14 protein-coding genes are annotated in these 12,670 nt (G+C 57.3%); 11 read left to right on the top strand and 3 right to left on the bottom strand.

Annotated features, from left to right (window positions below):
* Positions 1-15: 15 nt before the first annotated feature.
* The gene (locus tag ACTG2O_RS00495; RefSeq protein WP_019445571.1) at positions 16-543 is read right to left on the bottom strand and encodes a GspH/FimT family protein; all 528 of its coding nucleotides are present in this window, start codon (positions 541-543) and stop codon (positions 16-18) included.
* A gap of 98 nt (positions 544-641) precedes the next feature.
* A complete protein-coding gene (locus tag ACTG2O_RS00490; protein ID WP_019445570.1) occupies positions 642-1,160 on the bottom strand; it encodes a GspH/FimT family pseudopilin in 519 nt (172 codons plus the stop codon).
* 146 nt (positions 1,161-1,306) lie between these two features.
* On the opposite strand from ACTG2O_RS00490, the gene ACTG2O_RS00485 reads away from it, so the two are divergent.
* The 4 genes from ACTG2O_RS00485 (at position 1,307) to luxS (ending at position 4,460) form a co-directional block, all read left to right on the top strand.
* Positions 1,307-2,929 carry an NAD+ synthase gene (locus ACTG2O_RS00485; protein WP_019445569.1) on the top strand — a complete coding sequence of 541 codons (1,623 nt, stop codon included), beginning with the start codon at positions 1,307-1,309 and terminating at the stop codon, positions 2,927-2,929.
* A gap of 9 nt (positions 2,930-2,938) precedes the next feature.
* Positions 2,939-3,277: a nitrogen regulatory protein P-II gene (gene glnB, locus ACTG2O_RS00480; protein WP_005308848.1), complete on the top strand. Its 339-nt coding sequence runs from the start codon at positions 2,939-2,941 to the stop codon at positions 3,275-3,277.
* Positions 3,278-3,338: 61 nt separating this feature from the next.
* Positions 3,339-3,932, top strand: coding sequence for a transglycosylase SLT domain-containing protein (locus tag ACTG2O_RS00475; RefSeq protein WP_272942506.1), 594 nt, complete (start codon positions 3,339-3,341; stop codon positions 3,930-3,932).
* A gap of 18 nt (positions 3,933-3,950) precedes the next feature.
* Positions 3,951-4,460: an S-ribosylhomocysteine lyase gene (gene luxS / locus ACTG2O_RS00470; RefSeq protein ID WP_011704660.1), complete on the top strand. Its 510-nt coding sequence runs from the start codon at positions 3,951-3,953 to the stop codon at positions 4,458-4,460.
* Between the two features lie 325 nt (positions 4,461-4,785).
* On the opposite strand, the gene tppF is transcribed toward luxS, so the two are convergent.
* On the bottom strand, positions 4,786-5,400 hold the full coding sequence (tppF, locus tag ACTG2O_RS00465; protein ID WP_026034953.1) for a type IVa pilus pseudopilin TppF: 615 nt from the start codon (positions 5,398-5,400) through the stop codon (positions 4,786-4,788).
* Between the two features lie 41 nt (positions 5,401-5,441).
* On the opposite strand from tppF, the gene ACTG2O_RS00460 reads away from it, so the two are divergent.
* The 7 genes from ACTG2O_RS00460 (at position 5,442) to deoD (ending at position 12,663) form a co-directional block, all read left to right on the top strand.
* Positions 5,442-6,215 (top strand): TatD family hydrolase, encoded by a 774-nt coding sequence (locus ACTG2O_RS00460; RefSeq protein ID WP_019445566.1) that lies wholly within the window; start codon positions 5,442-5,444, stop codon positions 6,213-6,215.
* A 222-nt stretch (positions 6,216-6,437) separates the two neighbouring features.
* Positions 6,438-7,712, top strand: a complete 1,275-nt coding sequence (locus ACTG2O_RS00455; protein ID WP_019445565.1) for a NupC/NupG family nucleoside CNT transporter — start codon at positions 6,438-6,440, stop codon at positions 7,710-7,712.
* A 125-nt stretch (positions 7,713-7,837) separates the two neighbouring features.
* Positions 7,838-8,008: a XapX domain-containing protein gene (locus tag ACTG2O_RS00450; RefSeq protein ID WP_005340467.1), complete on the top strand. Its 171-nt coding sequence runs from the start codon at positions 7,838-7,840 to the stop codon at positions 8,006-8,008.
* A gap of 424 nt (positions 8,009-8,432) precedes the next feature.
* The gene (gene deoC, locus ACTG2O_RS00445; protein ID WP_019445564.1) at positions 8,433-9,206 is read left to right on the top strand and encodes a deoxyribose-phosphate aldolase; all 774 of its coding nucleotides are present in this window, start codon (positions 8,433-8,435) and stop codon (positions 9,204-9,206) included.
* Positions 9,207-9,315: 109 nt separating this feature from the next.
* Positions 9,316-10,647 carry a thymidine phosphorylase gene (gene deoA, locus ACTG2O_RS00440; RefSeq protein ID WP_019445563.1) on the top strand — a complete coding sequence of 444 codons (1,332 nt, stop codon included), beginning with the start codon at positions 9,316-9,318 and terminating at the stop codon, positions 10,645-10,647.
* A 14-nt stretch (positions 10,648-10,661) separates the two neighbouring features.
* Positions 10,662-11,870 carry a phosphopentomutase gene (locus ACTG2O_RS00435; protein WP_021230981.1) on the top strand — a complete coding sequence of 403 codons (1,209 nt, stop codon included), beginning with the start codon at positions 10,662-10,664 and terminating at the stop codon, positions 11,868-11,870.
* Positions 11,871-11,946: 76 nt separating this feature from the next.
* On the top strand, positions 11,947-12,663 hold the full coding sequence (deoD, locus tag ACTG2O_RS00430) for a purine-nucleoside phosphorylase (protein WP_005340471.1): 717 nt from the start codon (positions 11,947-11,949) through the stop codon (positions 12,661-12,663).
* The last annotated feature ends 7 nt before the right edge of the window (positions 12,664-12,670 follow it).

Raw genomic sequence — 12,670 nt, 5'->3', positions numbered from 1 at the left:
AGTAGGGTAAAGGGGCTAAGAACAACTCAGCCCCTTTTTTTCGCTTCTGCTTCTGCCGGATGGGGAAACGATGATATCGACTCGAGGTGCCTGGTCGATACAAAACCGGAGTGTCATGTTGGTGCCAATCGCAGTGCCATCTGGACTAAATCGCACAAATTGTCGATTGGCCGTCACGGTATGTTTTTCAAGAAAGGGTTCTGTTGCTGATAACAAGATATCGCCATTTGCAATATCGAATTGGCGATCCTGATTGGTGTCGATAAAGACAAGCATGCGCTGAGCGCCGGTTTGATTTGCGAGTACACAACCTTCTTTTGTGGAGTTTCTGACAGGCATGGCAAGACATGCTGTGACGGGTTGCTGCTGTGTGATGGCTTGCCGTTGGCCGAAGATCAGGTGGTCCTGCAGGTTTCTTGTGTAGATGTCGCTGTTGGTAGATGTCAGCAGATTTGCCAATGACGGCAGTCCCAAGGTCAACAGGATGGTTGTCAGGCTTGCAGATATTAAAAACTCAAGCAGGGTAAATCCATTTCGTGCCATAGCGTATGAGTCCTTGTTCAAAGGAGACTCTAAGCATAGCTATTGGATTGAAATGGATCCTTTTGTGCTCGTGTGTGTTTCGCAGTAGTTAACGCAGGTCATGGACATACAGCACCACTTGCCTGGCTATGGGCACGCCCGGCAGGCATAACTGCAATCTCAATGCCCTTTTCACCGCTTACACAGAGTGAAAAGATGACCTCGCTATCAGACGTAATGGTGCCATCAGGGGTGAAGCGCAGCGCCTGTGCATCTGCAGAAATGGCCAGTTCTGCAGGAAACTCGGGACTTGCCGTCAGAGTTGTTTCGCTGCCATTGAGCTTCTGATCGCTATTAGTATCGATAAAAGCGATCTGCCGGGTCGCTCCATTTTGATTGGCAGTAACGCACTCTTCTACAGAATTATTGATAGTGGTCAGGCAGAGAGTAACCGTTTGCTGGTTAGAGATAGCCTGTTGTCTGGCATAGTTTAAGTGGTTGAGAAGACTTTTTTCCTGGGTCGCCAAATTATTGCTGCCAAGCAGGTTAGAGAGGGAAGGAATACCAATCCCCAACAGAATGACGCCCAGTGCAATGGCTATCATCAACTCCATCAGGGTAAATCCGGCGTTTTTCATATCTGCGAAGGCCTGTCGTTCCGTGACTATCTACAGCTTATCCTTCCCGCATGTTGCTGTCACACGGTTACGCCTGTCTTGAACTGGCAGATTGCCCCCCTTTTCTTTATCATTCCCCATCATTTTCGAATTCAAGATGCATCGCCATGGCAAAAGCCCTCTCTCTGATGCTTGCCCAGTTGAATCTGACGGTAGGCGCCATCGAAGATAACTGTGACAAGGTGCTGGCGGCAGCCGCCGAGGCCGATCGGCAAGGTGCCGATCTGCTGGTCTGCTCCGAACTGGCTCTGACCGGCTATCCGCCGGAAGATCTGCTGCTGCGCGCCGATCTGATGATCCGGGTGGAGGCCGCCCTGGCCCGCATCGCGGCATGGCAGGGGGCTTGCGCCATTCTGGTGGGTCACCCCTGGCGCGACGGGGAGGCACTCTACAACGCCGCCTCCCTCTACGAGCAAGGCAAGCTGGTCGCACGCTACTTCAAGCAGGATTTGCCCAACTATGGGGTATTCGACGAGAAGCGCTACTTCACTGCGGCAACCGAGACCTGTGTGGTCCCCTTCCGTGGTCATCAGCTGGGGTTGCTCATCTGTGAAGACCTCTGGCAGCCGGGTCCGGCGCTGGCCGCCAAGGCGGCGGGAGCCGAGCTGCTGCTCACCATCAATGCTTCGCCCTATGATCAGGAGAAACCCTGGATCCGCCGCGAGCTGATGGCCGAGCGCTGCGATCAGACCGGTCTGCCGTTGGTCTACCTCAATCAGGTATGTGGTCAGGACGAGCTGATCTTCGACGGTTGCTCCAAGGTGTTCAACAGCCAGGGCGAGCTGACCCACAAGCTGGCTCCGTTTGCCGAAGAGCTGGCGCTGGTGCGCTTTGCCGATGGCCAGCCGGTGAAAGAGCGGGAACCGGCTGCCCCGCTCGATCCTTTGGCCGAGACCTATCAGGCGCTGGTGCTGGCGGTACGCGACTATGTCACCAAAAACGGCTTCCACGGCGCCGTGCTGGGCCTCTCCGGCGGCATCGACTCGGCACTGACCCTGGCCATCGCGGCCGATGCCATCGGCGCCGACAAGGTGCAGGCGGTGATGATGCCATTCCGCTACACCGCCCAGATGAGCGTGGAAGATGCCAAGGAGCAGGCCGAGCGGATGGGGGTGGAGTTCAATATCATCTCCATCGAGCCGATGTTCGAAGGCTTTATGGCCCAGCTGGCGCCGCTGTTTGAAGGGACTGCCCGCGACACCACCGAAGAGAACCTGCAGGCGCGCTGCCGTGGCGTGCTGTTGATGGCGCTCTCCAACAAGCGTCGCCGTATCGTGCTGACCACCGGCAACAAGAGTGAGATGGCGGTGGGCTACGCCACCCTGTACGGCGACATGGCCGGTGGCTTCGATGTGCTGAAAGATGTCCCCAAGACACTGGTCTTCAAATTGTGCGAATACCGCAATACCGTCGATTATGTGATCCCGCAGCGGGTCATCGACCGTCCCCCTTCGGCAGAATTGGCACCGGACCAGGTGGATCAGGACAGCCTGCCGCCCTATGACATCCTGGATGCCATCCTCAAGCGCTACGTGGAAGAGGATGCCTCTGTGGCCGACATGGTGGCGGAGGGCTTCGAAGAGGCGGTGGTGCGCAAGGTGATCCGGCTGGTGGATCTCAACGAATACAAGCGCCGTCAGGCGGCGGTCGGGCCCCGCATCACGGCCCGCAACTTTGGTAAGGATCGCCGTTACCCCATCACGTCCGGGTTTGGCAAACAGAACTGGTAAGGAGTCACCATGAAGAAGATTGAAGCCATCATCAAACCGTTCAAGCTGGACGATGTGCGCGAGGCCCTGGCCGAGATCGGCATCAACGGCATGACAGTGTCCGAGGTCAAGGGCTTCGGCCGTCAGAAAGGCCACACCGAGCTCTATCGCGGCGCCGAGTACATGGTCGACTTCCTGCCCAAGGTGAAGGTGGAGCTGGTGGTGCAGGACGAGGATCTGGATGCCTGCCTGGAAGCGATCCAGAACACCGCCCGCACCGGCAAGATTGGTGACGGCAAGATCTTCGTCTGCGAGGTGGAGCGCGTCATTCGTATCCGTACCGGCGAAGAGAACGAAGACGCCATCTGATGAGATGGCAGAGCCTCGTGATGAGCCAACGAATGGAGACTCGATCCCGCTGATGTCCTGGATGCGCCTCGTTGCGGTGGCCGGCCTGCTGGCCGGTCTGACCGCCTGCAGTACCCGGCCGCCGGCCCAGCCGGAAAACCTGTGCCAGATCTTTCGCGAGAAACCGGACTGGCACAAGGCGGCGCTCAAGATGAACGAGAAGTGGGGAACCCCGATCCACGTGGTGATGGCCATGATGTATCAGGAGTCCTCCTTCGTGCACGATGCCCAGCCGCCGATGCAGTATTTCCTCTTCATCCCGACCGGGCGGGCCAGTTCGGCCTACGGCTATGCCCAAGTCAAAGATGAAACCTGGGCTGACTACCAGCGGGAAACCGGCAACGGCTGGAGCGATCGCGACGACTTTGCCGACGCCATCGACTTCATGGGCTGGTACACTCACAAGGCCCAGCGGCTGAACGGCACCTCCAAGTGGGATGCGTATGGCCAGTATCTCAACTATCACGAAGGGTGGGGTGGCTATCGGCGTGGCAGCTACCGCAGCAAGGGATGGCTGATGAAGACATCCCGCAAGGTGGAGGCCCGCGCCCAGCGCTACGGCGCCCAGTATCGACAATGCAAGGATCAGCTCTCCAGCGGGGGCTGGTTCTGGTAACCAAATCAGGAGTCAGAAATGCCGTTATTGGACAGTTTTACCGTTGACCACACCCGCATGGCTGCGCCGGCGGTGCGTGTGGCCAAGACCATGCAGACCCCGAACAAGGACACCATTACCGTGTTCGACCTGCGTTTCTGCGTGCCGAACCAGGAGATCCTCTCCGAGCGCGGCATCCACACCCTCGAGCACCTGTTTGCCGGTTTCATGCGTGATCACCTGAACGGCAATGGGGTGGAGATCATCGACATCTCCCCCATGGGCTGCCGGACCGGCTTCTACATGAGCCTGATCGGTGCACCGGACGAAGCCCGGGTTGGCGCCGCCTGGCAGGCCGCCATGAGCGACGTGCTGACCGTGCAGGAGCAGGGCAAGATCCCCGAGCTGAACGAATACCAGTGCGGTACCTACAGCATGCACTCGCTGGAAGAGGCCCATGCCATCGCCCGTCACGTGCTGGAGCGCGGCATCGGCGTCAACCGCAATGACGAGCTGGCCCTGCCGGAAGAGAAGCTGAAGAGTCTGTGAGGCTGATGAGCTGTCGCTCATCGGATAACCTCTTCAGGGAATGTTAAAAGAGCCGGTCAGCCATGCTGACCGGCTCTTTTTTATTCCGCCTGATCGCGGTTATGGGGATGACTTGCTCCCCTTGCCGACTCTGATTAGGATGGTTTTTGACCTGAACCTGTTGGCGGAGGTGCGACGATGAAGGGGATATTGCTGCGTTGGCTGGCCCGTTACGACGCGTGGTGCGAGGAGTGGGGCCTCACCCAGGAGAACCGGCGCTGCTGTACGCCGGTTCGTTATGATGATGATTCAAGCAAAGAGCGAGCTTGCGCAGAAGAGGCTGAGCTCAATCAAAATTGCGGGTCACGGCACCGGTAACGCTGTTGTACTCGAAGCCGAGGCCGTTGGGGTGATCCGGGAGGCGGCCGATAGAATCGCGAAGAATATAACGGCAGTTATCGTGACGTAGCCCCCCGTCAATTTGGTCATCTGCAGCAATGATCTCAGAGGTGTAGTCTGTGTCCGTATTTTTGTCTGCTAGGTCAGGAACGGTTTGATTGGTATCAAGTAATCCAGTGAAAAGTAGTTTGCAGTCATCCGGGCTACTGACCGATATCTGGTCACTTGTGCCTCCGGGGAAAACAATATCAACACCTTGATTACCCTGATCCTCTTTTGTCCCCACAGGCCAGCCGTAGTGGTTGATATCCAAATCTTTATTGCCCATCCCACTGAAGTTATACAGTGCGAGGTCTTGTCCCTGCACTTTCACCGCCCAGCCAGCATGAGCCAGCTGAACTGCGCTTGCAAAGCTGCCAGCGGTCGCCGAGACCGTGCTTTTCAGGGCATCATCCTTGATATTGATAAAGCGGGGCAGGGCGGTGACGGCCAGGATCCCCAGCACTATGATCACCAGCACCAGTTCAATCAGGGTAAAGCCGTTGTTTCTGTTGTTCATCATGTTCAATGACCCATTAAATACCGCAAACAGGTGTGAGTGATATGCAGCTGATAGATACCCATTGCCATCTCGACTTTCCGGTGTTCGACCAGGACAGGGAGGCGCTGCTGGCCCGTTGTCGGGCATTAGGGGTGACGGAGTATATCATTCCTGCCATCGCAGAGGATAACTGGACTCGTGTGATGGCACTGGCAGAGCAACATGACGGCCTCTTTTATGGTCTGGGCATTCATCCCTGGTATGCCGGTGAACAGCGGGAGGGGGTGATGGAGCGGTTGCGAATGCTGGTGATGAGCCAGCCTGCCGGGCTGGTGGCCATTGGCGAGTGCGGGCTGGACCTCCGTTCTCACGTGCCGCAGGAGGGGCAGCTTGCGCTGTTTGAGGCTCAGATCCGGCTGGCTGCCGATGTCGGGCTTCCCCTGATGATCCACTCGGTGCGCGCCAATGACACTGTGACCAAGCTGTTGCGCCGCTTCAAGCCGCCTCGTGGCGGGGTGATCCATGCTTTCAGCGGTTCATTGCAGCAGGCGGAGGCTTTCTGGCAACAGGGCTTTCGACTCGGGGTGGGCGGGGTAATCAGTTTTGAACGTGCGAACAAGACGCGAGAGGTATTTCGGGCTATGCCGCTCGAGGCTCTGGTGCTGGAAACCGATTCGCCCGATATGCCGTTACAAGGTGAGCAAGGCACCCGGAATACCCCGGAAGCGCTGCCGAAAATAGCGGAAATATTGATGACTTTGCGGGATGAACCATCGGCAGATGTTGCCAAGGTGTTATTTGAAACTGCCCGACATATTTTCCATCACGACCAATAGCCATGAAACAAATTCGCAACACCTGATTTAGTTGTCAGGAAAAAAAATGAGCGTAAAAATCGTTTGCTGTCTAATTTTGTGACACTTGGACATTTTGATAACGATAAAATGTGACCAGCATTCTATTTTATCGGACTTTAATTAGTATAATGCGCTCCCCTTGATTAGTTGGGTTTAATAACAACTCGCTAACAAGCCAGGTGCTACTAGAGGAAGATAATAATGAATTTGTTCATGGGTCTGGTAGGGATGGCGACGCTCGTCCTTATCGCGGTGCTGTTCTCCAGCAATCGCAAGGCAATCAACGTCCGTACCGTTGTCGGTGCGTTCGCAATTCAAGCCGGTCTGGGGGCGTTTGTTCTCTATGTTCCGGTTGGTCGCGATATCCTGGTCGGCGTGTCCGACGCGGTATCCAGCGTGATCAGCTACGGCCAGAACGGGATCGACTTCCTGTTTGGCGGTCTGGTCAGCAACAAGATGTTTGAAGTGTTCGGTGGCGGCGGCTTTGTCTTTGCCTTCCGTGTTCTGCCGGTCATCATCTTCTTCTCTTCCCTGATTGCAGTGCTCTACTACCTGGGCATCATGCAGATGGTCATCAAGTTGCTGGGCGGCGGTCTGCAGAAAGTACTGGGTACTTCTCGCACCGAATCCCTGTCTGCAACTGCCAACATTTTCGTCGGTCAGACCGAAGCGCCGCTGGTGGTTCGTCCTTACATCTCCAAGATGACTGACTCCGAGCTGTTCGCCGTCATGTGTGGTGGTCTGGCTTCCGTTGCCGGTTCCGTACTGGCCGGTTACGCCTCCATGGGCGTGAAGATGGAATACCTGATTGCTGCCTCCTTCATGGCTGCACCGGGTGGTCTGCTGTTCGCCAAGCTGCTGGTTCCCGAGACCGAGACCCCGAACTACGACGAAAGCTCTGCCGATGCCGAGCTGGATGACAAGCCTGCCAACGTCATTGACGCTGCTGCTGCTGGCGCCTCTGCCGGTATGCAACTGGCTCTGAACGTCGGCGCCATGCTGCTGGCCTTCATCGGTCTGATCGCCATGATCAACGGCATCTTCTCCGGTGTGGGTGGCTGGTTCGGTTATCCGCAACTCTCTCTGGAACTGCTGCTGGGCTGGATCTTCTCCCCGCTGGCCTTCCTGATCGGTGTGCCCTGGAATGAAGCAGTGGTTGCCGGTTCCTTCATCGGTCAGAAGCTGGTAGTGAACGAGTTCGTGGCTTACCTGAACTTCGCTCCGTACCTGAAAGACGAAGTGCTGATCAACGGTGTGGCCATGTCCGATCACACCAAGGCGATCATCTCCTTCGCGCTGTGTGGTTTTGCCAACCTCTCCTCTGTTGCCATCCTGCTGGGTGGTCTGGGGTCCATGGCGCCGAACCGCCGCGGCACCATTGCACGCTTTGGCCTGAAAGCCGTATTGGCTGGCTCTCTGTCCAACCTGATGTCTGCCACTATCGCAGGCTTCTTCCTGGCACTGTCCGGCATGTAATCGCCGCCTGACTGACAGGGTATAAACACGAACGCCACGGCATCTGCCGTGGCGTTCGCGTATGGAGCGGTGACAACCGTTTTCCTATCTAAACTAATAATAAAATGAGTCAAATCGGAGGTTATATGAATGAAGTGCTACTGGCGATGGTGGCCGGCTTTATAGTTGGTTTGTTGTTTTCTTTCCTCAAATTGCCGATCCCGGCGCCTCCCGTTTTGTCCGGGGTAATGGGGATCGTCGGGGTCTATCTGGGGGGATTGGCCTACTCCTGGATCCTGACCCGTTTCTTTTCGTAAGGCTTTTTTAGACCTGGATTTGCCAGATGTGAGGTACCTCTGAAATTGGCAAATCCGGCTTGCAAACAGGGGGTATCTCGGCTGAAATAGGCATTGCCAGCAGGGTGCTGGCAATGACTAATACTCGATGAAATCGGGTGTTGGCGGTCAAATGGAATTGATTGGGAAGTCGGGTCAGATGTTGTCGGCCTTTCTCAAGTCTTCATGGAACCAAGTCCGCACTTTTGTAAGAAAGTGACAGGGCTCTTGCCTTATTTACAGTCGCAGTGCCTGCAGGGTGTTTTGAATAGCATCCCGATAGTGCCGGTGCCTTCGCACTGTAATTCCATTCCCGTATAGCTGGGGATTACTGCCTGTGCATCCATTGCTGGATGGTATGGTGGCGCCCGGTTATCTGGATTAAATCGAGACTTTGGAGAACAGAATGACTGATCTGAAAGTGGCCGCTCAGCGCGCCCTGAACCTGATGGACCTGACCACCCTGAACGATGACGACACCGATCAGAAGGTGATCGACCTGTGCCATAAGGCCAAGTCACCGGCTGGCCTGACTGCCGCCGTCTGCATCTATCCCCGTTTTATTCCTATCGCTCGCAAGACCCTGCGTGAGATCGGCGCTGCCGATGTACGCATTGCGACCGTGACCAACTTCCCGCACGGCAACGACGACATCGAGATCGCCGTGGCCGAGACCCGTGCCGCTGTCGCCTACGGTGCTGACGAAGTGGACGTGGTGTTCCCGTATCGCGCCTTCATGGCTGGCAATGAACAGATCGGTTTTGATCTGGTCAAAGCCTGTAAAGAGGCCTGTGGTGCCAACGTGCTGCTGAAAGTGATCATCGAAACCGGCGAGCTGAAAGAAGAGGCGCTGATCCGTCGCGCTTCCGAAATCTCCATCGATGCCGGTGCCGACTTCATCAAGACCTCCACCGGCAAGGTGCCGGTCAATGCGACACCGGAAGCGGCGCGGATCATGATGGAAGTGATCAAGGCCAAGAATCCGAAAGTTGGCTTCAAGCCTGCTGGTGGCGTGAAAGATGCCGCCGTTGCCGGTCAGTATCTGGCCATGGCCGAAGAGATCCTCGGCAACGACTGGGTATCCGCCCGTACCTTCCGCTTTGGTGCATCCAGCCTGCTGGCCAGTCTGCTGGCCACTCTGGGGCATGGCGACAAGCCGGCCAACACCAGCGGTTACTAATAGGTTGATGAGAGGGCGGACCGCTGTCCGCCCTGTTAGCCCCCACCATGCGGTGTGCGGGCAAGGATTCAGGCTTGTGTAACGCCAGCAATGGCGGAGGGAATGAAAGATGTTTTTGCCTCAAGAAATTATTCGCAAGAAGCGCAACGGTGAAGCGCTCAGTACCCAAGAAATTCAATTCTTCGTTCAGGGCATTACCAATAACACCATCGGCGAGGGGCAGATCGCCGCGCTGGCGATGGCGGTCTACTTCAAAGACATGACCATGGATGAGCGGGTTGCCCTGACCTGCGCCATGCGCGACTCCGGCATGGTGCTGACCTGGGATCACCTCAATCTGGGTGGCCCGATTGTCGACAAACACTCCACCGGCGGTGTGGGTGACGTTGTCTCCCTGATGCTTGGCCCGATGGTCGCTGCCTGCGGCGGTTTCGTGCCGATGATCTCCGGCCGTGGTCTGGGCCACACCGGCGGTACCCTCGACAAGCTGGACGCCATTCCCGGCTACCAGACGTCGGTCGACAACGATCGTTTCCTGAAAGTGGTGAAAGAGGCGGGTGTCGCCATCATCGGCCAGACCGGCGATCTCGCCCCCGCTGACAAGCGTATCTATGCAGTACGGGACATCACCGCCACCGTCGAATCTGTCGCCATGATCACCGGCTCCATTCTCTCCAAGAAGCTCGCCTCCGGGCTCGAAGCGCTGGTGATGGATGTGAAAGTGGGCTCCGGCGCCTTTATGCCGACCTTCGAAGCGTCCGAAGAGCTGGCCAAGAGCATTGTGGCCGTGGCCAACGGTGCCGGTTGCCGCACCTCTGCGCTCTTGACCGATATGAACCAGGTGCTGGCCTCCAGCGCCGGTAACGCGGTGGAAGTGCGTGAAGCGGTGCGCTACCTGACCGGTGAATATCGCAACCCGCGCATCCACGAAGTGACCATGGCGCTGTGCGCCGAGATGCTGATCTCCGCCGGTCTGGCCAGCGACGAGCGCGATGCCCGCACCAAGCTGCAGGCGGTGCTGGATAACGGTAAGGCGGCCGAGATCTTCGGTCGCATGGTGACAGGTCTCGGTGGCCCGGCCGATTTTATGGAGCGTTATGACGCTTACCTGCCCAAGGCTGCCATCGTGCGCCCGGTCTACGCGGCCAACAGCGGTTTTGTGACAGCCATGGATACCCGCGAACTGGGTCTGGCTGTGGTCGCCATGGGCGGTGGTCGGCGCGCTGCCGGTGACAAACTTGATTATGCGGTCGGTCTGACCGACTTTATCCGCCTGGGTCAAAGCGTCGATGCTGACAAGCCGATCGCGATGATCCACGCTCAGACTGAAGAGCAATATGCTCAGGCTGCCAGCATGGTGCAGGCGGCTGTCCGGATTGGTGGCGAGCGGCCGGAAGCACTGCCTGAAGTGTACCGCCGTATCACCCTGGCCGATTTGTAACAAGGGGAAGACCCATGAAACGTACCTTTATTCTGATGATGGACTCTTTCGGTATTGGCGCTGCTGCCGATGCCGACAAGTTCGGAGATGTGGGCGCCAACACCCTTGGCCATATCGCCAAGGCGTGTGCGGCAGGTGAAATTGAAGGCCGCGGTGCCCTCAATCTGCCCAACCTCAACAAGCTGGGTCTGGGCCACGCCTGCGAGCAGGCCTCCGGCTACTTCCCGGAAGGGCTGAAGAAAGATATCGAGGTGGTCGGTGCCTACGGCTTTGCTCAGGAGCTCTCCTCCGGCAAGGACACCCCGTCCGGTCACTGGGAGATCGCCGGCGTGCCCGTGCTGTTCGAGTGGGGCTACTTCAAGGATCACCACAACAGCTTCCCGCAGGAGCTGCTGGACGCCATAGTCGAGAAGGCAGGTCTGCCAGGTTATCTCGGCAACTGCCACGCCTCCGGTACCCAGGTGCTGGATGATCTGGGCGAAGAGCACATGAAGACCGGCAAACCGATCCTCTACACCTCTGCCGACTCCGTGTTCCAGATTGCCTGCCACGAAGAGACCTACGGCCTCGAGAAGCTCTATGAGCTGTGCCACATCGTGCGCGAGCTGCTGGAGCCCTACAACATCGGCCGCGTGATTGCGCGTCCGTTCGTGGGTACTGGCAAGGGCAACTTCAAGCGTACCGGCAACCGTCACGACTACTCAGTGCTGCCGCCGGCGCCGACTGTGCTGGATTACATGAAAGATGCGGGTGGTCAGGTGGTCTCCATCGGCAAGATTGCCGACATCTATGCCCAGCAGGGTATCACCAAGCAGGTGAAAGGGACCGGTCTGACCGAGCTGTGGGATCGCACGCTGGAAGAGGTGAAAGCGGCCGGTGACAACACCATCGTCTTCACCAACTTTGTGGACTTCGACTCCTCCTACGGCCACCGCCGTGATGTTGCCGGTTATGCCGGTGCGCTGGAGTATTTCGATTCCCGCCTGCCGGAGCTGTTTGAGCTGCTGCAAGATGGCGACGTGGTGGTGCTGACTGCCGATCACGGCTGCGACCCGACCTGGGGTGGCACCGACCACACCCGCGAATACATTCCGGTGCTGTTCTTCGGCAAGCCGGTCAAGGCTGGCTCCGTTGGTCGTCGCGAGACCTTTGCCGATATCGGCCAGAGCATCGCGGCTTACCACGGTCTGCCGAAACTGGCATACGGTACCAGCTTCCTGTAATTTACCCGCCCGCCACTTCGGCGGCGGGCAATTTATAAAACAATAAAACTCAACCTAGTGTGAAGGAATCAAGAGAATGGCAACTCCTCATATCAATGCGAAAGATGGCGCCTTTGCTGATACCGTGCTGATGCCGGGCGACCCCCTGCGCGCCAAGTACATCGCTGAAACTTTCCTGGAGAACGTCGAGCAGATCTGCGACGTGCGCAACATGTTCGGTTTCACCGGTACCTACAAGGGCCGTCGTATCTCCGTCATGGGTCACGGCATGGGTATTCCATCCTGCTCCATCTATGCAAAAGAGCTGATCACCGATTACGGTGTGAAGACTCTGATCCGCGTGGGCTCCTGTGGCGCTGTGCGTGAAGACGTGAAACTGCGTGACGTGGTGATCGGTATGGGTGCCTGCACCGATTCCAAAGTAAACCGTCTGCGCTTCAAGGATCACGACTTCGCTGCCATCGCCGACTTCGACCTGGTTGCCAATGCCGTACAGGCCGCCAAGAACAAGGGCGTTGCCGTGCGCGTCGGTAACATCTTCTCCGCCGACCTGTTCTACACCCCGGACCCCTCCATGTTCGACGTCATGGAAAAATACGGCATCCTGGGTGTCGAGATGGAAGCCGCCGGTATCTACGGCGTGGCCGCAGAGTACGGTGCCAAGGCACTGACCATCTGCACCGTCTCCGACCATATCCGTACCGGTGAGCAGACCACCTCTGAAGAGCGTCAGCTGACCTTCAACGACATGATCGAAATCGCGCTGGATTCCGTCCTGCTGGGCGACAAGTAATTCCCTT

The sequence above is a fragment of the Aeromonas sp. 61P genome, from assembly GCF_051919545.1.
GTDB lineage: Bacteria > Pseudomonadota > Gammaproteobacteria > Enterobacterales > Aeromonadaceae > Aeromonas > Aeromonas veronii.
This window is presented reverse-complemented; position numbering and strand designations above follow the sequence as displayed.

Bases quoted from the DNA above. Each gene is read 5' to 3' on its own strand.
- glnB (WP_005308848.1), top strand. From the start codon at position 2,939: ATGAAGAAGATTGAAGCCATCATCAAACCGTTCAAGCTGGACGATGTG.
- ACTG2O_RS00490 (WP_019445570.1), bottom strand. From the start codon at position 1,160: ATGAAAAACGCCGGATTTACCCTGATGGAGTTGATGATAGCCATTGCA.
- deoC (WP_019445564.1), top strand. From the start codon at position 8,433: ATGACTGATCTGAAAGTGGCCGCTCAGCGCGCCCTGAACCTGATGGAC.
- ACTG2O_RS00475 (WP_272942506.1), top strand. From the start codon at position 3,339: ATGCGCCTCGTTGCGGTGGCCGGCCTGCTGGCCGGTCTGACCGCCTGC.
- ACTG2O_RS00450 (WP_005340467.1), top strand. From the start codon at position 7,838: ATGAATGAAGTGCTACTGGCGATGGTGGCCGGCTTTATAGTTGGTTTG.
- tppF (WP_026034953.1), bottom strand. From the start codon at position 5,400: ATGATGAACAACAGAAACAACGGCTTTACCCTGATTGAACTGGTGCTG.
- ACTG2O_RS00455 (WP_019445565.1), top strand. From the start codon at position 6,438: ATGAATTTGTTCATGGGTCTGGTAGGGATGGCGACGCTCGTCCTTATC.
- deoD (WP_005340471.1), top strand. From the start codon at position 11,947: ATGGCAACTCCTCATATCAATGCGAAAGATGGCGCCTTTGCTGATACC.
- ACTG2O_RS00435 (WP_021230981.1), top strand. From the start codon at position 10,662: ATGAAACGTACCTTTATTCTGATGATGGACTCTTTCGGTATTGGCGCT.
- ACTG2O_RS00460 (WP_019445566.1), top strand. From the start codon at position 5,442: ATGCAGCTGATAGATACCCATTGCCATCTCGACTTTCCGGTGTTCGAC.
- luxS (WP_011704660.1), top strand. From the start codon at position 3,951: ATGCCGTTATTGGACAGTTTTACCGTTGACCACACCCGCATGGCTGCG.
- ACTG2O_RS00495 (WP_019445571.1), bottom strand. From the start codon at position 543: ATGGCACGAAATGGATTTACCCTGCTTGAGTTTTTAATATCTGCAAGC.
- deoA (WP_019445563.1), top strand. From the start codon at position 9,316: ATGTTTTTGCCTCAAGAAATTATTCGCAAGAAGCGCAACGGTGAAGCG.
- ACTG2O_RS00485 (WP_019445569.1), top strand. From the start codon at position 1,307: ATGGCAAAAGCCCTCTCTCTGATGCTTGCCCAGTTGAATCTGACGGTA.